Below are 20,056 nucleotides of genomic sequence, written 5' to 3'. Positions count from 1 at the left end.
CCGGGAGGGATGGTGGATCGATGATCGGGGCGCGCCGGCGCCGCGCGGCGCCGCGCGGCGGTGCGCGGCGGGCGACCGCGGTCGGGCGGCGGCTGTCGGCGGTACCGCTAGCGGGCGGTCCGGGTGGAGGCCGGGCCGAGGATCAGGCTGAGGTTGTGGCCGCCGAAGGCGAAGGCGTTGCTCAGCGCGGTGCGCACCGGGACGGTCCGGGCGGCGCCACGGACGTGGTCCAGGTCGCAGGCCGGGTCGGGGTCGGTCAGGTTGAGGGTGGGCGGCAGCGTCCCCCGGGCCACCGCCAGGGCGGTCACCGCCGCCTCCAACGCGCCCGCGGCGCCCAGCAGATGGCCGGTGGCGCCCTTGGTGGAGCTGACCGCGGGCGGCTCGGCGCCGAAGACGGCGCGCAGCGCGGCGGTCTCGGCCACGTCGCCGAGCTTGGTACCGGTGCCGTGGGCGTTCACGTAGTCGATGTCACCCGGGGCCAGGCCCGCGTTGGCGAGCGCGGCGCGCATCGCGTCGGCGGCGCCGGTGCCGTCCGGGCGGGGCATGGTCGGGTGGTGGGCGTCGGTGGAGGCGCCCCAGCCGAGGACGTCCGCGTAGCCGGCGGCGCCGCGCGCCTCGGCGTGCTCGGCCCGCTCCAGGACCAGGACGGCGCTGCCCTCGCCGAGCACGAAGCCGTTGCGGCGGGCGTCGAAGGGCCGGCTGGCCTGCTCGGGGTCGTCCCAACCCTGCGCCAGGGCGCGGGCGTTGGTGAAGGCGGCGGCGATGGTCGGGTGCAGCGAGGACTCGGTGCCGCCGCACACCACCACGTCGGCGTCCCCGGCCCGGATCAGCCGCAGCCCCTCGGCGATCGCCTGGGCGCCGGCCGCGCAGGCCGTCACCACGGCGGAGCTGTAGCCCCGGATGCCGTGCTTGATGGCGATCCGGGCGGCGGCCATGTTGGAGAGCATGCCGGGCAGCAGGTACGGGCTGACGCCGGGGCGGCCGCGCTCCAGCCGGCGGTGCGACTGCTGCTCGAAGGTCTCCAGTCCGCCGCCGCCGGTGGCCAGCACCACGGCGGTGCGGTGCGGGTCGGCGTCCCGGCCGACGACCAGTCCGGCGTCGGCGAGCGCGTCGTCGGCGGCGGCCAGGGCGAGCAGCACGAAGCGGTCCACGCAGCGGGTCTCGGTCGGCGGCAGCACCTCCCGGCCGTCCACGGCGGGGGCGAGCCCGGCGGCGGGCAGCCAGCCGTGCGCGGCGTGGCCCTCGGGGACGGCGCGCAGGCCGGTGCGGCCGGCGGTGAGCGCCTCGAACACCTCGGCGGGCTCGCGGCCGAGCGGGGAGACCAGGCCGATGCCGGTGACGACGGCGCCGGGGCGCGGGGACGTGCGCCCACCCCGCTCGCCTGCTCGCACACTCCGCTCGCTCATGCGCCCACCGCCGCGAGGTGGGTCTCCCGCAGCAGGACCTTGCGGACCTTGCCGGTCGGGCCGAGCGGGATGTCGTCGGGGGAGACCACCAGCACCTTGCGGACGGTCGCGGCGGCGGCCTCGTCCAGGGCGGCGACGACCGCCCCGGTGCGGTCCGCGGCCGGGTCGGCGTCCGCGGCGAGGAGCAGCAGCACGTCGGTGACGACGCGCTCGCCGTCCCGGACCGCGACCACCGTGCAGTCCAGCACGTCCGGGCAGGCGGCCAGCACCCGCTCCTCCGACATCGCGGTGAACAGCCGCCTGCCGCCGCCGAGTTCGACCGAGTCGACGGCCCGGTCCACGTGGTAGTAGTAGCCCTCCTCGTCCCGGTACATCAGGTCCCCGGTGAGGAAGCGGCCGCGCAGCCGGGTGCGGAAGGTGGTGGCCGAGTCGTTCCAGTAGCCGAGCGCCAGGGTCGGTGAGGCGGTGGCGAGTTCACCGACCTCGCCGGGCCCGAGCGGCTCGCCGTCCGGGCCGACCACCTCGCAGTCGACGAAGGCGTGCGGGCGGCCGACGCAGCGGCCGTAGCGCTCGGTGCCGGGGCCGTGGGTGATGAAGAAGTGCGAGTGCCCCATCTCGGTGGAGCCGAGGCCGTCCACGAACAGCGAGCCGGGCAGCAGGGTGCGGCCGGCCCGGGTGACGGTCTCCCGGCTGCCGGTGGCGATCAGGCGGCGGATGTGCACCTCGTGGGCGCAGTCGCCGGTGTTCCACCAGAGCGCCACGGAGGTCAGGTCGCGGGTGGCGAGGTCGTGCCGGGCGAGGTCGGCCCAGGTGGCGGCGAAGCCGATCACCCCGGTGGGCCGCCACCGCTCGACGGCCTCCAGCACGCCGTCGCCGGACTGCCGGGAGAGCACGGCGAGTTCGGTGTGCGAGCTGAGCGCGAGGTTGAGCGCGATCAGGGTGGCGGCGTGCGGGGCGGGCAGCGCGCTGAGCATCCGGTCCTGGCCCTGCGGGCGGGGCAGCCGCAGCCGGTGGCGGATCGCGGCGTACAGGCTCGCGTGGGAGTGGACGACGGCCTTGGGCATGCCGGTGGTGCCGGAGGAGTGGGTGATCGCCACCGGGTCGCCGGACCAGTGCCGGTACGGCTCCGGGGCGGCGTCCGGGTCGCCGGCGCCGAGGGTGGCGATCTCGGGCAGCAGCGGCGCGCCCGGGTCGTGGCCGGCCAGTGCGGCCAGGTGGGCGGGGTCGGCGAGGACGCCGGCCGCGCCGAGGCGGGCGATGTAGCGGGCGGCGCGCTCGCCGTCCAGGTTGGGGTTGAGCAGCGCAGGGATGGCGCCGAGCCGGGCCAGGGCGAGGAAGGCGAGCACGTGGTCGGCGGCGTCGCTCGCGTACACCACCACCGGGTCGCGCCGGGTGATGCCCAGGCCGTGCAGCGCGGCGGCGCGGGCCCGGACGGCGCGGTCCAGCTCGCGCAGGGTGAACGGCTGCCAGGCGGGGTGGTCGTCCACCGGGGTGTCGAAGCTGAGCAGCGGTACGTCCAGGTCGAGCCCGAGCGCGATCCGGGCGGTGAGGACGTTGCCGGCGCCCACGTCGGGGTCGTCCGCGAGCTGGGTGCGGAGGCTGCGGATGGTCACGGGGGTGGATCCCTCCCTCGGGGCCGATGGACGGCCCGGGCGGCTGATCGGATGGCAGGGTCGGTCGGCCGCGCGGGGGCGGCGGGTGCGGTCGGCTGCTCGGGCGGCGTGCGACGAATGGCGTGCGACGAATGGCGTGCGGCGAGTGGCGGGCTGCGTGCGGTCGGTCGCTCGGGCGGCGGGTGCCGGGAGCGAGGCGGGGACGGGCGGGGGCGCTGGTGTGCCGGGTGCGGCTGCGTCAGGCGCCGGGCCTCGATGGTTCCTACGGCCGGGGGCGGTCGCGGGGTTCAGTCCGGGCGGCGGTTCGGTCCGGTCGGAAGGTTCGGAGGGGTCAGTCCGGCCGGTTCCCCGCCGCCGGACCGGCGAGCAGGACGGCCGCGGCCCGGTGCCCGTCGGGCGTCTGCTCGACGGCGACGGCCAGCACCAGATCGGCGTCGCCGTCCTGGAGCAGCAGTGCGGCGAGGTCGAACGCCTCGGCCGGGACCAGGCCGGGTTCGGCCTCGGCCGGGCAGATCGCCACGATCGGGCCGGTCAGGCCCCAGCGCGCGGAGACGTGCCCGAGGACGGCGTTGGGGTTGGACTGGAAGAACAGCAGCGGGCCGGTCCGCTGTCCGGGTTCGGCGCTGCGCTCGATGGCCCGCGCGGTGTCGAGGTCGCCGCTCGCGCTGGCGAGCAGTAGGGCGGTCCGTCCGGGGGCGGGCGGTTCGCCGTGGTGGGCGCGCAGGCAGCGCTCCGCGGTGTCGGCGACCAGCGGGTTGAAGGCGGAGGCGGCGAAGCCGGGCAGCGGTGGCGGCGGCCCGTCCAGGCCGGGTGCGGGGCGGCGGGCCTCGGCGAGGATCCGCAGTCCGTGGGTGTGGTCGGCAGGGGTGTTCTCGGCGGTGGTCATGGCGGTGGCGGTCATCCCGGGGCCAGCAGGAGGGCGGTGTTGGCGCCGCCGAAGGCGGAGTTGAGGCTGAGGGCGTACGGCGGCCTGGCGGCGTGCGGGCCGTCCAGGACGAGGTCCAGCGCGAGGTCCGGGTCGGGGCCGAGCCAGCCGGCGTTGACCGGGAGCAGGCCGGTTCCCAACGCGCCAATGGTGACGGCGAGTTCGAGCAGCGCGGAGGCCTCCAGGGCGTGCCCGTGCACGGACTTGCTGGAGCTGACCGGCAGACGGTCGGTGTGCGGGCCGAACACCCGCCGCAGGGCGCGGGCCTCGGCCCGGTCGGCGAGGGTGGAGCCGGTGCCGTTGGCGTTGACGTAGCCGACCTCGGCCGGATCGACGCCCGCGCGGGTGAGCGCGGCCCCGATCGCCCGGGCCGTCCCGTCGCCCTCCGGTTCCGGGCGGCAGACGTGGTGGGCGTCCCCGGCCCGGCCCCAGCCGGCCAGCCGGGCGAGCGCGGGAGCGCCGCGCCGTTCGGCGGCCGGGGCGGACTCGACGAGGACGGCGGCGGCCGCGTCGGCGAGCAGGGTGCCGGTGCGGCCGGCGCTGAACGGACGGGCCTCGCCGTCCCGGGCCAGCGCCCGTCCGGCGTCGAAGACCGCGAAGACGCCCGGTCCGACCAGGTGCCCGGCCGCGACCAGGACCCGCTCGTGCCGCCCGGCGGCGACCAGGGCCGCCGCGTCGGCGACGGCGGTCGAGGCGGCCACGCAGGCGCCGTTGTACACCCGGGTGACACCCGGCGCGCCCCACCCGGAACGGACCCCGGCGGCCACCGCGTCGGCGGTCGCCCGGGTGCGCTCGTCGCTGTGCAGGGCGAGCAGGACGGGCAGGCCGGCGCCCTCGGCGGCGGTCAGCCCGGCCTGCCCGCAGGCCTGGCCGATCGCGTCGAGCACGGCCCTGGCCAGGGGGAAGGTGCAGGCCAGGGGCACGGTGTCGGGGAACAGCGCGGCCCGGGTGGTGCGGCGGGCGCTCACGTCGAAGCGGGTGACCGGGCCGGACAGGGCCTTGCCGTGGGTGGCGGCCTCGGTGAGTACGGCGAGCCCGCGCCCGGCGGCGCTGAGCACCCCGACACCGGTGACCACCGGGCGGTCGGCCGCCCGGCCGGGCGGGCCGGAGCCCGTGCCCCCGGGGATCACGGCCGGGCGCCCGCGCGGTCGGCGAGGACGGCCTCGCGCAGCAGCCCGGTGGCGTCGTCGACGGTGCGCACCGCGCCGAAGCGGTCGTCGTCCAGGTCCAGCTGGAGTCCGTACCGCTGCTCGAACTCGGCGACGAGCCAGGTGAGTTCGAGCGACCCGAGGTCTTCGGGCACGGTGTCGACGGCGCGCTGCCCGAACGCCGCCAGCATGGTCAGGACCTCGGCCCGGTCCGGCAGGGCGTCGGGGAGCGGGGAGCCGGTCACGCGGCGCTGCCGGAGGTGGCGGCGAGGGCGTCGACCCGGCGGGCGACGTCGCCGGTGAACTCGTCCAGCGTCATCAGCGCGGTGGTCTCCATCTCGTCCAGGTCGAACTTGATCCCGAACTCGTCCTCGACCTGCACCGACAGGTCGGCCAGGGCGAGCGATTCGAGGTCCAGCCCGGCCGGGCCGAGGTCGGTGTCCCCGGTGACCTCGGAGACGTCGTACTGCATCTCGGCGAGTGCCGCCAGGACGAAGGCGCGGATGCGGTCCTGCATGGTGGGCTCCTTGTCGGGGTGGTGGTGCGAAGGGGTCGGGGCGCGGCCGGGTGCGGCCCGCGCGCCGGTGGGCGCGGTCAGCCGGCGGTCGCGGTCGCGCGCAGGGCGGCCGGGTCGCGCAGCAGCTTTCCGGTGGCGGTGCGGGGGAGGCGGTCCAGTCGGGCGAGCCGGCGCGGCCGCTTGTAGGCGGCCAGGCGGCGGGCCAGCCCGTCCTGGACGGAGGAGAGGTCGGTCCCGGGTTCGGTGGCCAGGTAGGCCTCGATCGCGCCGCCGTCGAAGACCACCACGGCCTCGCGGACCCCGGGCAGCGTGGTGAGCGTCTGCTCGACCTCGGTGAGGTCGACCTTCAGGCCGCCGATCGAGACCTGGGAGTCCAGTCGGCCGAGCACGGTGACCGGGCCGTCGGCGGCCAGCTCTGCCGCGTCCCGGGTGTGCAGCCAGCCGTCGGACCAGCGGGTCGGATCGTCCAGTCCGGGGTACGGGGAGGACTCCGTGCCGATCTGCAACTCGCCCTTCACCAGGCGCAGTCGCAGGCCGTGCACGGGCCGCTTGGCAGGGTGGAGCGTACCGGAGAGGTCGGTGGCGATCACCCCGGTCTCGGTCATGCCGTACATGGTGCCGAGCGGGACGCCGTACCGCTCGGTGAACAGTGCGGGCAGTCCCGGGCGGACGAGTTCGCCCGCCACGACCATCCGCCGCAGCCGGGGCAGCGGCGGGGGAGCGACCGCCCCCGCCAGCAGTTCGGCGTGGAAGGGAACCCCGATCACGGTGGTCGGCCGGTCGCTCGCGGCGACCTCGGCGAGGATGCCCGCCGCCGTCATCCGCTCCGGCACGGTGAGCGCGACCCGGGCGTGCAGGCTGTTGAGCAGCCCGCCGACCAGGCCGAGCACGTGCACCACCGAGGAGAGCAGGACGACCCGCTCGCCCTCGCGGGGGAACTCCACCAGCCTTCGGTAGCAGTCGAGTTCGCGCAGCAGATCGGCCGCGGTGCGGGCGATGACCTTGGCCGGACCGGTGGATCCGGAGCTGAGCTGGATCAACGCGTGTCCGGTGCGGGCCGGGCGCCCGTCCGCCAGCGGGACGGCCACCGGCTCGACTTCGGAGAAGCCGCGCAGGGCCGCCGCCGACCGATGGGCGGAGCCTACCAGCACCTGCGGGGCCAGCCGGGCCACCGCCGCGTCGATCTCGTGGTCGGTCAACCGGTGGTCGAGCAGGGCGACTTGGGCGCCGAGGCGCCAGCACGCCAGCAGCACCGCGACGAACGCCACCGAGGGCGGCAGCCGCAGCGCCGCCGTCCCGCCGGGTCCGAGCCCGGCGGCCGTCAGCCGTTCGGACTGCTCCTCGACCAGGGCGCGCAGGGCGTCCCGGTCGAGCGGTGCGCCGAGGCGCAGGCACTCCTCGCCGCCGGGTCCGGCCAGCAGCAGCCGGTCGACCCAGGAGTCCGGGGCGTCGGAGTGCGGCAGGAGGGCAGGCGGAAGTACGGAGGGGAGAAAGCCGGTCAACGCGGCTCCACACAAGTGAGGGGATTTTGACATGAACGCCGTTAACAAATCCGAACGGCCAATTCCGTGGCCAGACCTTGGCACAGACGTTTGGTCAAATCAAGGTCTATACCAATGTGGTCGTTGCTCCTACGCTGCCGAAGCAGGACCGGCCCGTGTGTGGCCGTCCTGGAACGAGGAATGCCCGTGGGACTTCTCACGCTGGCCGGGATCGAGCGTGCGGCGCACGCCCAACTCCCACCGGAAATCTGGGATTTCATCGAAGGCGGAAGCGGCGCCGAACGCACTCTGACGGCCAATCGGGAGATGTTCGGGCGCCATGCGCTGCGCCCGCGCACCCTGGTCGACGTCTCCGCCTGCGACCCCGCGCTGACCCTGCTCGGCGCACCGCTGCGCCTCCCGCTCGGCATCGCCCCGATGGCCTACCACCGGCTGGTCGACCCGGAGGGGGAGACCGCCACCGCGCGCGCCGCCGGCCGGGTCGGCGCCCTGCTGGTCGCCGGGATGTTCGCCAGCCGGACGCTGGAGGAGATCGCCGCGGCCGCCACCGGCCCGCTCTGGCTCCAGCTGTACTGGCTGCGCGAACGCGCCGTCCTCGCCGCCCTGGTGGAACGCGCCGAGGCGGCCGGCTACGGCGCGCTCGTGCTGACCGTGGACGCCCCCAGGATCGGCCGCCGGCTGCGCGACCTGCGCAACGGCTTCGCCGTCCCGTCGGCCGTCCGCGCGGTCAACCTGGACCAGGCCCTGACGGCCGCCAGCCACCGCGCCACCGCCGGACGTTCGGGCATCGCCGAGCACGCCCGCGAACAGTTCGACCCCGCACTGAGCTGGACCGACCTGGCCTGGCTGCGCGAACGCACCCGGCTGCCGCTGGTCCTCAAGGGGATCCTCACCGCCGAGGACGCCCGGCTGGCCGTCGAGCACGGCGTCGACGCCGTCCTGGTCTCCAACCACGGCGGCCGCCAACTCGACGGTGCGATGCCGGCCCTGGCCGCCCTCCCCGAGGTGGTCGACGCCGTTCCCGCCGAACTGCCGGTGCTCTTCGACGGCGGCGTGCGCAGCGGCACCGACCTCGCGATCGCCCTCGCCCTCGGCGCCCGCGCCGTGCTGGTCGGCCGCCCCGCGCTCTGGGGCCTGGCCACCGACGGCGAGGCCGGGGTGCACCGGGTGCTCGACCTGCTGCGCGAGAAACTGGAGCACACCATGGCCCTGTTGGGCCGCCCCCGGCTCGCCGACCTGGACCGTACGGTCCTCGCGCCCTGGCCCTGCCCGGCCGGCTGAACCCTGGCCCCCCGCGCGGCCGTTGAACCCGTACCCCCGCGCGGCCGGCCGGGCCCGAGCCCCGCACCGCTGTTGAACCGCTCGGCCGTTGAACCACGCGGCAGTTGAACCGCACGGCCGTTGAACCGCACGGCCGTTGAACCGCGCCGTACCCGAACCGCGTTCTCCCCCATGGAGGTCCGACACATGACCGAGCAGAACGAACGATTCCCGGGCTGGGACTGGGACGACCCGGACGGGCTGGCTCCCCGGCTGGACGCCTTCAGCGAGCAGGTCGCCACCTGCGACACGCTCGAAGCGCACCCCGGCGGGCTGCCGCGCGACCACCAGGGCCTGCGCGAACTCGGCATCACCGGAATCGAGTTCGCCGCCTTCCGGACCGCCCACCCGGAGGGCCTCGGCACCGACCTCGCCACCCTGCGCAGCCCCGACGCCGCCACCGCGCCCGGCACCCTCTACCGGGTCGACGGCGACCGCTGGTTCACGCAACTCGACATCGCCGAACCGCTGCCCTTCGCCGACGCCAGCGTCGACTGGGTCTACGCCGAGCACCTGATCGAGCACGTCACCATGCCGGTCGCCGTCGGCTGGCTGCGCGAGGCCCGCCGGGTGCTGCGCCCCGGCGGCGTCCTGCGCCTGACCACCCCCGACCTTGCCCGCTACCTGGTCGGCTACGCCACCGGCGACGGCTTCCTCGGCAAGCACCGGCGCCGGCTGACCACCCTCGGCTTCGGCCCGCCGATGCCCGAGCGCCCCGCCTTCCTGGTGAACCAGATCTTCCGGTACTTCGGGCACCAGTGGATCTACGACCTGGACGAGCTGCGGCACGTCCTCACCCGGGCCGGCTTCGACCCCGACGGCATCCGTCCGTGCGCCTACCGGCAGGGCGCCCGTCCGGACGTCGCCGACCTCGACACGGCCTTCCGCACCGACGAGACCGTGTACGTCGAGGCAGACTGCTGAACCCGCCGCCGAGCCCCGCGCACCGAACGGATCCGCCCATGCCCCTGCACCCCCAGGCCGAGGCGCTGCGCGCCCGGCGCGCGAGCAGCGGGACCCCGCCGCTCTACACCCTCACCCTCGCCGAGGCCCGTGCCGCCGACCTCGCGGACATCCGCGCGGCGGCCGGCACGCCCGAGCCGGTCGCCGCCGTCGAGGAGCACCGCGTCCCCGGCCCCGGCGGCGAACTCGCCCTGAGGCTCTACCGCCCCGAGCCGCCCGGCCGACGACTGCCCGCCCTGCTCTACCTGTTCGGCGGCGGCTGGACGCTCGGCTCGCCCGACACCAGCGACGCGATCTGCCGCCGGCTCACCAACGCCGTCGGCTGCGTCACCGCCTCCGTCGGCTACCGGCTCGCCCCCGAGCACCCCTTCCCCGCGGCGCTCCACGACAGCCGCGCCGCACTGCTGCAACTCGTCGAACGGGCCGAGGAGTTCGGCGTCGACCCGGACCGGATCGCGGTCGCCGGCGACAGCGCCGGCGGCAACCTCGCCGCCGCGCTCACCCTCCTGCTGCGTGCCGAAGGCGGCCCCGCCCTGCGCCACCAGCTGCTGGTCTACCCCAACACCGACCACGGCGCCGACACCCCGTCGCTGCGCGACCACGACGACCCGGCACTGTTCAACCGCCGCTCGGTGGACTGGTACTGGGAGCACTACCTGGCCGACCAGGGCGACGGCGCCAGCCCGTACGCCTCCCCGCTGCGCGCCGCCACCCTGGCCGGCCTGCCGCCCGCGACCGTGCTGACCGCCGAGTACGACCCGCTGCGGGACGAGGGCGAGCAGTACGCCGAGGCGCTGCGCGCCGCAGGGGTCCCGGTCGAGCTGCGCCGCTACCCGGGCATGCCGCACGGCTTCTTCGCCATGACCGGCACCCTGGACGACGCCGCCGAGGCCCAGGCCTTCGCGGCCGGCTGTCTCCGGGAGGCGCTGCGGTGACGGTTCCGCCCACTCCGGGAGGCGCCGCGGCGGACCTCCGACTGGACGACCTGCACGCCTCCCTGGCCGATCCGCTGCTGGACGCGATGACCTTCCTCAACGAGGTCACCACCCGCTACCCGGACGCCGTCTCCTTCGCCCCCGGCCGCCCCTACGAGGGCTTCTTCGAGCCCGAGGACGTCCCGGCCTACCTGGAGACGTACCTCGCCCACCTGGCCGACCGCGGCCTCGGCCGGGACGCGGTGCGCACCGCGCTGTTCCAGTACGGCCCGACCAAGGGCCTCATCAACGACCTGGTCGCCCGCGCGCTGGCCAACGACGAGGGCCTGACCGTCGACCCCGGGTCCGTGGTGGTCACCGTCGGCGCCCAGGAGGGCATGCTGCTGACGCTGCGCGCCCTGTGCGCCGGCCCGGACGACGTCCTGCTGGTGAGCTCGCCCTGCTACGTCGGCGTCACCGGCGCCGCCCGGCTGCTCGACCTGACCGTCCGCCCCGTCCCCGAGGGCCCGGACGGCGGCCCCGACCCGGCGGCGGTCCGCGCCGCCGCCCGCGCGGTGCGGGCCGAGGGGCGCCGTCCGCGCGCCCTCTACGTCGTCCCGGACTTCGCCAACCCCTCCGGCACCAGCATGCCGGTCGCGGCCCGCACCGGGCTGCTGGAGGCCGCGGCCGAGGAGGGCGTGCTCGTCGTCGAGGACAACCCGTACGGCTTCTTCTCCCGCACCCCGGGGCAGCGGCCCACCCTCAAGGCGCTGGACCGCCGCCGCCAGGTCGTCTACCTGGGCTCGTTCGCCAAGACCTGCTTCCCCGGGGCCCGCCTCGGCTACGTGGTCGCCGACCAGGAGGTGGCCGGCCCCGACGGGCGGCGCAGCCTGCTCGCGGACGAGCTGGCCAAGCTGAAGAGCATGACGACGGTCAACACGCCCGCGCTCAGCCAGGCCGTCATCGGCGGCATGCTGCTGACCCACGACTGCCGCCTGCGGGCCGCCAACGCCCCTGCCACGGCCCACTACGCGGCGGGCATGGACACCCTGCTGCGGGAGCTGGACCGGCACTTCCCGGCCTCCGTGCGGCGCCGGCTGGGCATCTCCTGGACCCGGCCGGACGGCGGCTTCTTCGCCGTGCTGACGGTGCCGTTCGTCGCCGACGAGGCGGCCATGGAGCGCTGCGCGCGCGACCACGGGGTGCTCTGGACGCCGATGGCGCCGTTCTACCCGGCGGGCGGCGGCGAGCACCGGCTGCGGCTGTCCGTCAGCTCGCTGACGCAGGCGCAGATCATCGACGGCGTGGCGAAGCTGGCGGCCTTCCTGACCGCCTGAGTCCGCGACGGGGACGACGGAGGGGCCCGGCTCATCGCGAGCCGGGCCCCTCCGTGCCGTCCGTCAGCGCACCCGGGTGGAGAACAGCCGGGCCGACCAGTACACCGCCAGGACGGTCATCACCGTGACCACCAGCAGCCCCTGCCAGACCACGTCGTCCCCGGCGTGCCCGGAGAACAGCGCGCGCATGCCCTCCACCGCCCAGTAGAAGGGGTTCCACCTGGCCGCCTGCTGCTGCCACTCCGGCGCCAGGGTGAGCGGCAGCAGCACCCCGGACAGCAGCGCGATCGGCTGCGCGATGGTGTTGACCACCGGCGACATCGCCGCGTCGGTCGGCACCATCAGCGCGATGCCGAAGGAGATCGCCGAGGTCATCAGCGCCAGCAGGCCCAGCAGCAGGTAGGCGAGCAGCAGGTTCAGCGGGCTCACCCGCAGCCCGAACGGCAGCGCGATCAGGGTGATCAGGACGGCCTGCACCAGCAGCGCCACCATCTCCCGCATCGCCCGCCCGAGCAGCAGCGCCAGCCGGCTCACCGGGGTCACCCGCGAGCGCTCGATGATGCCGGACCTGAGCTCGCCGAGCAGGCTGAAGCCGGTGTACAGCCCGCCGAAGATGCACAGCACCGCCAACAGGCCCGGTACGTACACCTGGTAGACGTCGGCGTAGCTGCGCGCGCCTTCCGAGGCGAGCACCTTCTTCAGCAGCGGGGCGAACAGCAGGAGGTAGAACACGGGCTGGATGATGCCGACGGCGATCCAGATCGGGGTGCGGATCATGAGCAGCAGCTGGCGCTGGAAGACCAGCCAGGTGTCGCGGGCGAGCTTCACGGTCTCCCCAGGGAGGTGTGCGGGGCCGGGTGGTGCGGGTCCGGGTGGTGCGGGGGTGGGACTGCCGCGGCGGGCGGCCGCTGCGGGTCAGGACTGCCGCGGTGGGCGCCCGGTGCGGGGTCAGGACTGCTGCAGCGAGCGCCCGGTGCGGGCCAGGAACACGTCGTCCAGGCTGGGCCGTTGGAGCTGCACGGTGCCGGGCGTCAGGCCCGCCGCGTCCAGCGCGCGCAGCAGCTGGGGGATGGCGGCGGCGCCGTCCTCCAGGTACAGCCGCAGCCCCTCGTCGCCGTTCTGCTCCAGCCGGTGCAGGTACGGCTGCGGGCGCAGCACCGCGGCCGCGCGCTCGAAGGCGGCCTCCGCGGCGTCCAGCCCGACCAGGACGACGTCGCCGGAGATCTCGCGCTTGAGCGCCTCGGGGGTGCCCTCGGCCACCACCTGGCCGTGGTCGACGATGGCGACCCGGTCGCAGAGCGCGTCGGCCTCGTCCAGGTAGTGGGTGGTGACGACCACCGTCATGCCCTCGGTGCGCAGCCGGCGGATCTCCTCCCAGACGTACGCCCGGCTGGCCGGGTCCAGCCCGACCGTGGGCTCGTCCAGGAACAGCACCCGCGGCTGGTGGATCACCCCGAGCGCGATGTCCACCCGGCGGCGCTGGCCGCCGGAGTAGGTGGCGCACGGGCGGTCTCCGAACCCGGTCAGGTCGAAGGCCTTGAGCGCGTCGGCGGCGGCCTGGCCGGCCTGTGCCTTGGCCGCGCCGTACATCCGGGCCTGGAGCACCAGTTCCTCGCGGGCGCTGACGTTGTCGGTGGTGCCGCCGCCCTGGGCGACGTAGCCGATCCGGCGGCGGACCCCGGCGGGGTCGGTGAACAGGTCGGCCCCGGCGATGACGGCCTGTCCGCCGTCGGGGCGGATCAGGGTGGCCAGCATGCGCAGGGTGGTGGTCTTCCCGGCGCCGTTGGGGCCGAGGAAGCCGTAGATCTCGCCGGCGGCGACCGACAGGTCGATGCCGCGGACGGCGTCGACGGTGGTGTCGTCGCCGCCGCGGCGGGAGGTCTTCTTGCGGTAGGACTTGCGCAGTCCCGTGGTCTCGATCAACGGGAACTCCCGTGCGGGGATGGGCTGCCACGGCACCTGGGAAGGCGGGGCCCGGCACCTGCGGAGGGCGGTGCCGCTGCGACACCCTAGGGCGAACCCCGCCCCGGAAACAATGGCCTAGACCAATGGACGTGCGGTCTCCCGGTCTGCTACAGGGCGCCGGCCCGGGCCCGTTCGGCCGAGCGCCTCCAGCCGGTCCGCCGCGACCACCGCACCGCCCCCGGCCAGCAGTTCCGCGCCGACCTGAACCGCCCGCCGCCGGTACTCCGTGGAGTCGAGTACGGCCCGCAGCGCGCCCGCCAGCCGTTCCGGCGAGACGCGCGCGAACGGCACCCGCAGCCCCGCGCCGGCCGCCGCCACCTGGCCGGCCACGACCGGCTGGTCGTGCCGGATCGGCGCGGTGACCAGCGGCAGGCCGTGCGCCAGCGCCTCGCCCACGGTGTTCATCCCGCCGTGGCAGAGCACCGCGTCCAGCTCGCCGCGCGCCATCAGCTCCAGCACCGGCGCCCGGTCCACCGCCACGGCCCGGGGCGGGAGTTCGGGCAGCAGCCCGCGCGGCGCGGCGAACACCGGCTGCACGTCGCCGCCGCACAGCTCCAGCGCCCGGACGGACCGGGCCAGGAAGTCCGCGCCCAGCTCGCCGGCCAGCGTGCCCATGGTGACCAGCACCCGCCGCCGGCCGGGCAGCAGCCGCTCCCACGGGAAGTCCGGGTCGTGCGGCCGTACCGACAGCACCGGCCCGACCAGCGCGTGCTCCGACGGCGGGGCCGAACCGGTCAGCGCCGGACCGGTGGTCGCCAGCACCAGGGCGGGGGAGAAGCGCGGGTCCAGGTACTCCTCCGGAGGCAGCGCGGCGCGCTCCCACAGCCCGCGCAGCAGCCCGGCCATCCAGGCCTCGACCTGCGGCAACGCCCGGTAGGGGCGCCCCAGTTCCATCGCCCCCGGCGCGAAGGACGCCCACGGCAGCCCGTGCCGGTGCGCGACCAGCGCGCCCGCCGGGGTGTGCTGGTCGACCAGCAGGACGTCCGGCCGCCACTCCCGCACGATCGCGTCCAGCGGCTTCGCGGTGAACCGCGCGTACGGGACGATGAAGCCCTCCCAGAGCGTGCGCAGCGCGGCCAGTCCGTGCCCGCCCTGGGCCCGGAACGCCCGGGTGCCGGTGCCGAGCACCTCGGCGTGCGGGCCGAGCAGCGGGCGCAGCACGGACTCGGTGCCGGTCCAGGCGACCTGGTGGCCGCGTGCGGTCAGCTCGGCGGCGATGCCCGCGGCCGGGTTGACGTGGCCGGTCAACGGCGGCATCACCAGCAGGAACCGGGTCATCGCGCGTCCTCCTCGGGGAGCAGTCGCCGCAGGTCGGCGACGGTCAGGGCCTCCAGGGCGGCCAGGTCCAGCCCGGCGCGCAGCGCGGCCAGGTCGGCCCGCGGACCGAAGCGCTCGCGCAGCCGTAGCGACAGATCGGCGAGTTCGGCCTCGTCCAGCAGCAGGTCGCCGTCCAGCCGGGCGTCCGGGGTGACGTGGCGCGCCCAGTCGGGCGGCGCGCCGGCCGCCTCGACCAGCAGGGCCACCAGCTCCGGGTCCAACGGGGCGTCGGGGTGGAGGGGTTCAGGGTTCGGCATGAGAGATCTCCCACCTGCTCGACGGCACGGGGTGAACGCGGCCGCACCGGAGCGCAGTTGGCGGCTTCCGGGGAGCGGCGGCGACGGTGGAGGGGCCCGGGATCACTTGTGCGACCCGGCGGGCGTCGGAATACTAGCCCGGGTGACCGCACTGGAGGCAGTGGCCGTCCACCTCCCCCCACACGCCGTTCCCATCGAGGCGGTGGGCGAGCGCATCGGCCTGACCCCACGTCAACTCCGTCTCTTCCGCCGCTTCCACGGCCTGGACCAGCTACGTCTGGATCCGACCGGGACGCTGCCCGACCTGCTCGCCGCCGCCCTGGACAACCTGCCGGAGCTGCGCGGACGCGAACGCGACGTCCGCTTCGTGATCCATGCCCGCAGCATGCCGGTGGCGGTGCCCCATCCGCTCAACCCGCTGCACGACCTGCTCGAAACCCGTGGCCTGGCGCACGCCGACGCCTTCACGGTGACCCACCACGCCTGCGCGGTGGGCCTGCTGGCCATCGACCTGGCCGGTCGGCTGCTCGCGGCCGAACCCGACCCGGCGGCGCTCGCCCTGGTGCTGACCGGCGAGAAGACCTTCACCAGGGACGCCCAGGTGGTGCCCGAGACGGGCATCTTCGCCGAGGGCGCGGCCGCCTGCCTGGTCAGCGCCGACGGCGAGCGCCACCGGATGCTCTCCTTCGCGGTGCGCCAACGCCCGGAGTTCGACGGCCGGCTGGCCGAGGACCCGGACCTGCTCGCCCGCTACCAGCGCGAGTACCCGAACGTGATGGTGGAGGCGATCGAGGCCGCCCTGGACCAGGCCGGTCTGGACCTCTCCGACCTGGCCGCGATCCTGCCGCACAACGTCAACCAGGCGTCCTGGCGGATGATCGCGCGCCGGATCGGCTATCCGGTCGAGAAAGTCGTGCTGGACAACGTGCGGTCGGTCGGGCACAGTTTCGCCTCAGACAGCCTCATCAATCTCCACACCGCCACCACGCGGGGGCTGCTCCGCCGCGGCGACCACTACCTGATCGCCGCCGCCGGTGTCGGAGCCACGTTCTCCGCGATGGCCATGCGGTGCTGACGGCCCGCCGACTCCTCCGGCGGCCGTCGTCCGCACAGCGACGCCGCATTTCCCACACCGCATTTCCCACGCCACCCCAGAGCCCCGGGGCGCCTGCAAGCCCCGGAGCACACATCCCACGTACGACGGGACGGGACACCCATGTCAGAAGCCGCGGTCCAGACCACCGACCCCGAACTGCGCGAGCGCATCCTGCACGGCATCGGCGAGCTCCTGCCGCGCGTCCTCAAGCGCGAGCTGCCCGAGATCCCGCAGGACGCCTGCCTCTTCGACGACCTCGGCCTCACCTCGGCCGGCACCATCGAGCTGATCCTGGAGCTGGAGGAGTCGCTCGACATCCAGGTGGACGTCGAGCAGATCACCGAGGACGACCTGCGGTCGGTCACCAGGCTGGCCGACTACGTCGCCGGGCACGTCATCCCCGAGGACTGACCGGGTGGCCCCCGGTCCCACCGGCCTGCGGATCACCCGGGTGCTCGCCCGCCGCTCCGACGGCCGCTCGGAGACCTCGCTCGACCCGGACCTGCGGGTCTTCGTCTCCGACCTCGTCCGCCCCTACGGCCTGCCGCTGCGCGAGGACCTGCTGGGCGAGGGCGTCGGCCACTCCTACGAGGAGCTGGCCGCCGGACCGCTGCGCGAGGCGCTGGCCGAGGACGAGCCGGCGGACCTGCTGATCCTGGCCTTCGACACCCCGGACGTCCGGCCCGGCGCGCCGTCCTCGCTGGCGCTCAGCCGGTCCGTCCCGGGGAGCCCGCTCTCCTTCGCGGTCTGCGACCAGGGCGGCGCGGCGGCCTTCACCGCGCTGCGGCTGGCCGCCGCCCACCAGCGCACCGGCACCTGCCGCCGGGCCGTGGTGGTGCTCGCCGAACAGAGCGCGCTGCACTACGAACCGTCCGGGCCGGTGCCGTTGCCGGAGCGGCACGCGGTGGTGGTGCTGATCTGCGAGGAGGCCCCCGGCGAGGGCCTGGCCGTCCGGCAGACCCGGGGCGAGGCCTCCCCGGCGGAGGCGGTCCGGGCCGAGGCCGAGAAGCTCGGGCCGGAGGCGGCGCTCCTGCTCGGCCCCGGCTTCGGCGCCGGGGAGCCCCCGCCGGCTCAGCCGTTCACCGGACTCTGGGCGGAGCTGGCCGACCACCTCCCGCGCTGGCGGGCGGACGGCCGGCCCGCGCTGCTGGCCGGGTACGACCGTCGGCTCGGCGTGCTCAGCACGCTGGCCCTGCCGTGACGGCGATCGACCTCTGGCTGATCGATACGCGTCAACCAGCTGTACCGGCAGCCGAGTTGTGGCCGCTGCTCGACCCGGACGAACGTGCCCGGGCGGCGCGGATGGACCCAGGGGCGGGCGAGCGCTTCAGCGTGGTGCGCGGCGCCGTCCGGCGGCTGGTCGCCGCCCGGCTCGGCGTGCCCCCGGCCGCACTGGTCTGGCGGTACGGTCCGCACGGCAAGCCCGAGCCCGCGGCGGCCGGTCGGCTGCGGGTCAGCTGGTCGGCCTCGGGGGCGTTCGCGGCGCTGGCCCTCGCCGAGGGGCGGGCGGTCGGCGTCGACGTCGAGCGGCTCCACGACCCCCGGACGGCCGAGCGGATGGCCGCCCGCTGGTTCCCGTCCGAGGAGGCGCGGTTCGTCGCCGAGCCCGTCGAACCGGCCGAGCGGGCGGCGCGGTTCACCACCCTGTGGTGCCGCCGCGAGGCCTGCGTCAAGGCGTACGGCGGGCGGCTCGCGCAGTCCTTCGGCGTGCCCGTGGGCGGCCCCTCGCCGGTGCTGGTGGCCGACCCGGGCGGGCTCGGCACCGGCCCGTCCCGGCTCCGCGACGTTCCCGTGGCGGAGCCGTTCCGGGCTGCCGTGGCGGCCCTCGGGAAGTCGCCGATACATGTCAACTGCCGTGTGTGGAAAGAAAATTGACGATGGATCGTGCCGGTCGAAGTTTGGTCTGGACCAGTTCGCGAGGGCGCTGGTAGCGTCCCGTCACACCCCCTGCCGAACCCTCCCCGGCCCTCCCCGGCGAGCCGAAAGGCGCGTACGACGTGACACCGCAGGACGCCCCACCGAACGATCCGACGTCACTCGGCGCGACACCGCGCGGCACGACAGCGACCCCCAGGCGGATCACCGTCCGCTATGCCGCCGAGGGCGGCGGCTCCGGCCCGCTCACCCGGGGCCAGGGCAACATGGTCCTCTGCATCCGGCGCGACCCGCCCGAGGGGATCAACAAGGACTCCGTCTGGCCGGTGCCCGACGGCGTCTCGGTCCCCGCCGGGCTGGTCGCCCTGCGCCTGCTGGTCGAACGCCACGAGTCGCTGCGGACCTCCTTCCCCGCGGGCCCCGGCCCGGACGGCTTCCCGGACCGCCAGGTGGTGCACCGGAACGGCCGGTTCGCCGTCACGGTGGTCGAGGCCGGCGGTCGGAGCGAGGTCGAACTGGACGCGCTGGCCGCCGAGTTGGGCCGGGCGGATGTCGCCGTCCCGGTGTCCCTCGATGCTCCGCCGCGGGTCCGGTTCACCATGCTCGCCGCGGGCGAGCGGCTGCTGCGGCTGGTCGCCGTGGTCTGTCACGCGGGTGCCGACGGCGCCGCCACCGCGGTGCTGATCCAGGACTGGCACGCCCTCGCCGCCGGGAAGGAGCTGCCGCCGGTCACCGCTCCGACCCCGCTGGAGGTCGCCGTCGCGGAGCAGAGCGCCCAGGGCCGCCGTAGGGTCGCGGCCGCGCTGCGGCACTGGGCCCGGGTCCTGACCGCCGGCCCGCAGGTCGTCTTCGCCGACGCGCGGATCACCGGCCCGCCCGGCGACCACAGCGCCCTGCTGGTCCGCTCGCGCACCGCCGCGGACCACCTCGCCGCCGTCTGTCGGCGCACCGGCGCCAGTCCGTCGGTCGTCCTGCTCGCCGCCTTCGCCGCGCTGGTCGCCCACCGGTCCGGCGGCCGCGAGCTGGTGTTCTCGGCGCTCTCCGCCAACCGCCAGCGCGCCGCCCTGATCGACCACGTGGGCACCCTCGCGCAGGACGCGCTGGTCCTGCTCGACACCGGCGCGGCCGACCTCGACCAGCTGATCGGCCGCGCCAAGTCCGCCTCGCTGAGCGCCTACTGGCACAGCACCCTGGACGCCCAGCAGGTCTGGCAGCTGGTGGACGACGCCGCCCACCTGCGCGGGGCCCGGTTCTCCCGCCAGGTGGTCGTCAACGACCTGAGCCTCACCATCCCGGCCGCCGTCGCCGACGCCCAGCCGCCCCCGGTCGTCGACCCCGAACTCACCGTCCTGCCCACCCCGCCGCTGCCGGTCCGGCTGATGTTCACCATCCTGCGGATCACCGGCAGCCTCGACTTCGCCCTGATCGCCTGCCCCCAGGTGCTCGACCCCGAGGAGACCGAGGGCTTCGCCCGGGCCCTGCCGGCCCTGCTCGCGGCCGCCGCCGAGGGGCCGGTGCTGCTGTCCGACCTGCCCGCCGTGCTCGGCCCGCCGGGGGGTGAAAGGGGCGGCGAATGGCGGCTGGTCGACGGCGCCTGGATCGACCTCGCGGCCGTCCGCGAACTGCTGCGGACCGCCCTCGGGGAGCACCGACTCTCCGAGGAGGAGGGGAAGTTGGTGGTGGAACTGGCGACCGTTGACCCCTCGTTCGGCCCGGTCGAGGCCCACCGTGCGGTGGTCGCCGCCCTACCCGGACGCGACACCGCGATGGCGCCGCACCACTACGTCGTGCGGCAGGACCTCCCGGCGGGGGAGCGGACCGAGGCGGGCAGCGGGCGCGACCCGGCCGTCGTCGCCCGGCTGTCCGTGCTCACCTGAAGGGATGATCACGGCGGCCCGTAC

At 75.6% G+C, this 20,056-nt stretch carries 20 protein-coding genes; 9 read left to right on the top strand and 11 right to left on the bottom strand.

What is annotated here, in order from left to right; translation table 11 throughout:
• Positions 1 to 107: 107 nt before the first annotated feature.
• From ACFRQN_RS00425 to ACFRQN_RS00395, 7 genes are all read right to left on the bottom strand, one after another.
• Entirely contained in the window at positions 108 to 1,406 is a 1,299-nt protein-coding gene (locus ACFRQN_RS00425) for a beta-ketoacyl synthase (protein ID WP_074004878.1), read from the bottom strand.
• Positions 1,403 to 3,019, bottom strand: coding sequence for a class I adenylate-forming enzyme family protein (locus ACFRQN_RS00420; protein ID WP_380737251.1), 1,617 nt, complete (start codon positions 3,017 to 3,019; stop codon positions 1,403 to 1,405). The genes ACFRQN_RS00425 and ACFRQN_RS00420 overlap by 4 nt, the downstream gene beginning before the upstream one ends.
• 331 nt (positions 3,020 to 3,350) lie before the next feature.
• Positions 3,351 to 3,920 (bottom strand): beta-ketoacyl synthase N-terminal-like domain-containing protein, encoded by a 570-nt coding sequence (locus ACFRQN_RS00415; RefSeq protein WP_380737249.1) that lies wholly within the window; start codon positions 3,918 to 3,920, stop codon positions 3,351 to 3,353.
• Positions 3,917 to 5,074, bottom strand: a complete 1,158-nt coding sequence (locus ACFRQN_RS00410; RefSeq protein ID WP_380737247.1) for a beta-ketoacyl synthase N-terminal-like domain-containing protein — start codon at positions 5,072 to 5,074, stop codon at positions 3,917 to 3,919. The genes ACFRQN_RS00415 and ACFRQN_RS00410 overlap by 4 nt, the downstream gene beginning before the upstream one ends.
• The gene (locus tag ACFRQN_RS00405) at positions 5,071 to 5,337 is read right to left on the bottom strand and encodes a hypothetical protein (RefSeq protein ID WP_074004875.1); all 267 of its coding nucleotides are present in this window, start codon (positions 5,335 to 5,337) and stop codon (positions 5,071 to 5,073) included. The genes ACFRQN_RS00410 and ACFRQN_RS00405 overlap by 4 nt, the downstream gene beginning before the upstream one ends.
• Positions 5,334 to 5,609: an acyl carrier protein gene (locus ACFRQN_RS00400; RefSeq protein WP_049653814.1), complete on the bottom strand. Its 276-nt coding sequence runs from the start codon at positions 5,607 to 5,609 to the stop codon at positions 5,334 to 5,336. Before ACFRQN_RS00400 ends, ACFRQN_RS00405 begins: the two co-directional genes overlap by 4 nt.
• A 77-nt stretch (positions 5,610 to 5,686) precedes the next feature.
• A complete protein-coding gene (locus ACFRQN_RS00395) occupies positions 5,687 to 7,111 on the bottom strand; it encodes a class I adenylate-forming enzyme family protein (RefSeq protein WP_380737245.1) in 1,425 nt (474 codons plus the stop codon).
• A gap of 114 nt (positions 7,112 to 7,225) precedes the next feature.
• On the opposite strand from ACFRQN_RS00395, the gene ACFRQN_RS00390 reads away from it, so the two are divergent.
• From ACFRQN_RS00390 to ACFRQN_RS00375, 4 genes are all read left to right on the top strand, one after another.
• Positions 7,226 to 8,392, top strand: a complete 1,167-nt coding sequence (locus ACFRQN_RS00390) for an alpha-hydroxy acid oxidase (RefSeq protein ID WP_380737243.1) — start codon at positions 7,226 to 7,228, stop codon at positions 8,390 to 8,392.
• Positions 8,393 to 8,578: 186 nt separating this feature from the next.
• Entirely contained in the window at positions 8,579 to 9,355 is a 777-nt protein-coding gene (locus tag ACFRQN_RS00385; RefSeq protein ID WP_074004873.1) for a class I SAM-dependent methyltransferase, read from the top strand.
• Between the two features lie 38 nt (positions 9,356 to 9,393).
• The gene (locus ACFRQN_RS00380) at positions 9,394 to 10,329 is read left to right on the top strand and encodes an alpha/beta hydrolase (RefSeq protein WP_380737241.1); all 936 of its coding nucleotides are present in this window, start codon (positions 9,394 to 9,396) and stop codon (positions 10,327 to 10,329) included.
• Entirely contained in the window at positions 10,326 to 11,645 is a 1,320-nt protein-coding gene (locus tag ACFRQN_RS00375) for a PLP-dependent aminotransferase family protein (protein ID WP_380737239.1), read from the top strand. Before ACFRQN_RS00380 ends, ACFRQN_RS00375 begins: the two co-directional genes overlap by 4 nt.
• A gap of 63 nt (positions 11,646 to 11,708) precedes the next feature.
• Here the strand turns inward: ACFRQN_RS00375 and ACFRQN_RS00370 are convergent, their stop codons facing one another.
• From ACFRQN_RS00370 to ACFRQN_RS00355, 4 genes are all read right to left on the bottom strand, one after another.
• On the bottom strand, positions 11,709 to 12,473 hold the full coding sequence (locus ACFRQN_RS00370) for an ABC transporter permease (protein WP_074004870.1): 765 nt from the start codon (positions 12,471 to 12,473) through the stop codon (positions 11,709 to 11,711).
• Between the two features lie 120 nt (positions 12,474 to 12,593).
• Positions 12,594 to 13,568 (bottom strand): ATP-binding cassette domain-containing protein, encoded by a 975-nt coding sequence (locus ACFRQN_RS00365; protein WP_049653828.1) that lies wholly within the window; start codon positions 13,566 to 13,568, stop codon positions 12,594 to 12,596.
• A gap of 117 nt (positions 13,569 to 13,685) precedes the next feature.
• Positions 13,686 to 14,888: a glycosyltransferase gene (locus ACFRQN_RS00360; protein ID WP_380737237.1), complete on the bottom strand. Its 1,203-nt coding sequence runs from the start codon at positions 14,886 to 14,888 to the stop codon at positions 13,686 to 13,688.
• Positions 14,885 to 15,184 (bottom strand): hypothetical protein, encoded by a 300-nt coding sequence (locus ACFRQN_RS00355; RefSeq protein ID WP_380737235.1) that lies wholly within the window; start codon positions 15,182 to 15,184, stop codon positions 14,885 to 14,887. The genes ACFRQN_RS00360 and ACFRQN_RS00355 overlap by 4 nt, the downstream gene beginning before the upstream one ends.
• Positions 15,185 to 15,326: 142 nt before the next feature.
• Here ACFRQN_RS00355 and ACFRQN_RS00350 point away from each other — a divergent pair, with 142 nt between their 5' ends.
• From ACFRQN_RS00350 to ACFRQN_RS00330, 5 genes are all read left to right on the top strand, one after another.
• Complete coding sequence (locus ACFRQN_RS00350) at positions 15,327 to 16,259, top strand: 3-oxoacyl-[acyl-carrier-protein] synthase III C-terminal domain-containing protein (RefSeq protein WP_380737233.1); 933 nt, start codon at positions 15,327 to 15,329, stop codon at positions 16,257 to 16,259.
• A 141-nt stretch (positions 16,260 to 16,400) separates the two neighbouring features.
• Positions 16,401 to 16,691 carry a phosphopantetheine-binding protein gene (locus ACFRQN_RS00345; protein ID WP_049653836.1) on the top strand — a complete coding sequence of 97 codons (291 nt, stop codon included), beginning with the start codon at positions 16,401 to 16,403 and terminating at the stop codon, positions 16,689 to 16,691.
• 4 nt (positions 16,692 to 16,695) lie between these two features.
• Complete coding sequence (locus ACFRQN_RS00340; RefSeq protein WP_380737231.1) at positions 16,696 to 17,481, top strand: hypothetical protein; 786 nt, start codon at positions 16,696 to 16,698, stop codon at positions 17,479 to 17,481.
• On the top strand, positions 17,478 to 18,155 hold the full coding sequence (locus tag ACFRQN_RS00335) for a 4'-phosphopantetheinyl transferase family protein (RefSeq protein WP_380737229.1): 678 nt from the start codon (positions 17,478 to 17,480) through the stop codon (positions 18,153 to 18,155). The genes ACFRQN_RS00340 and ACFRQN_RS00335 overlap by 4 nt, the downstream gene beginning before the upstream one ends.
• A 122-nt stretch (positions 18,156 to 18,277) precedes the next feature.
• Positions 18,278 to 20,032 (top strand): condensation domain-containing protein, encoded by a 1,755-nt coding sequence (locus ACFRQN_RS00330; RefSeq protein WP_380737227.1) that lies wholly within the window; start codon positions 18,278 to 18,280, stop codon positions 20,030 to 20,032.
• The last annotated feature ends 24 nt before the right edge of the window (positions 20,033 to 20,056 follow it).

This window comes from Kitasatospora sp. NPDC056800 (assembly GCF_042789775.1).
Taxonomy (GTDB): Bacteria; Actinomycetota; Actinomycetes; order Streptomycetales; family Streptomycetaceae; genus Kitasatospora.
This window is presented reverse-complemented; position numbering and strand designations above follow the sequence as displayed.

Excerpts from the sequence above, each read along its gene's own strand:
- ACFRQN_RS00425 (WP_074004878.1), bottom strand. The coding sequence starts at position 1,406 with ATGAGCGAGCGGAGTGTGCGAGCAGGCGAGCGGGGTGGGCGCACGTCC.
- ACFRQN_RS00415 (WP_380737249.1), bottom strand. The coding sequence starts at position 3,920 with ATGACCGCCACCGCCATGACCACCGCCGAGAACACCCCTGCCGACCAC.
- ACFRQN_RS00400 (WP_049653814.1), bottom strand. The coding sequence starts at position 5,609 with ATGCAGGACCGCATCCGCGCCTTCGTCCTGGCGGCACTCGCCGAGATG.
- ACFRQN_RS00390 (WP_380737243.1), top strand. The coding sequence starts at position 7,226 with ATGTGGTCGTTGCTCCTACGCTGCCGAAGCAGGACCGGCCCGTGTGTG.
- ACFRQN_RS00385 (WP_074004873.1), top strand. The coding sequence starts at position 8,579 with ATGACCGAGCAGAACGAACGATTCCCGGGCTGGGACTGGGACGACCCG.
- ACFRQN_RS00380 (WP_380737241.1), top strand. The coding sequence starts at position 9,394 with ATGCCCCTGCACCCCCAGGCCGAGGCGCTGCGCGCCCGGCGCGCGAGC.
- ACFRQN_RS00360 (WP_380737237.1), bottom strand. The coding sequence starts at position 14,888 with ATGACCCGGTTCCTGCTGGTGATGCCGCCGTTGACCGGCCACGTCAAC.
- ACFRQN_RS00355 (WP_380737235.1), bottom strand. The coding sequence starts at position 15,184 with ATGCCGAACCCTGAACCCCTCCACCCCGACGCCCCGTTGGACCCGGAG.
- ACFRQN_RS00345 (WP_049653836.1), top strand. The coding sequence starts at position 16,401 with ATGTCAGAAGCCGCGGTCCAGACCACCGACCCCGAACTGCGCGAGCGC.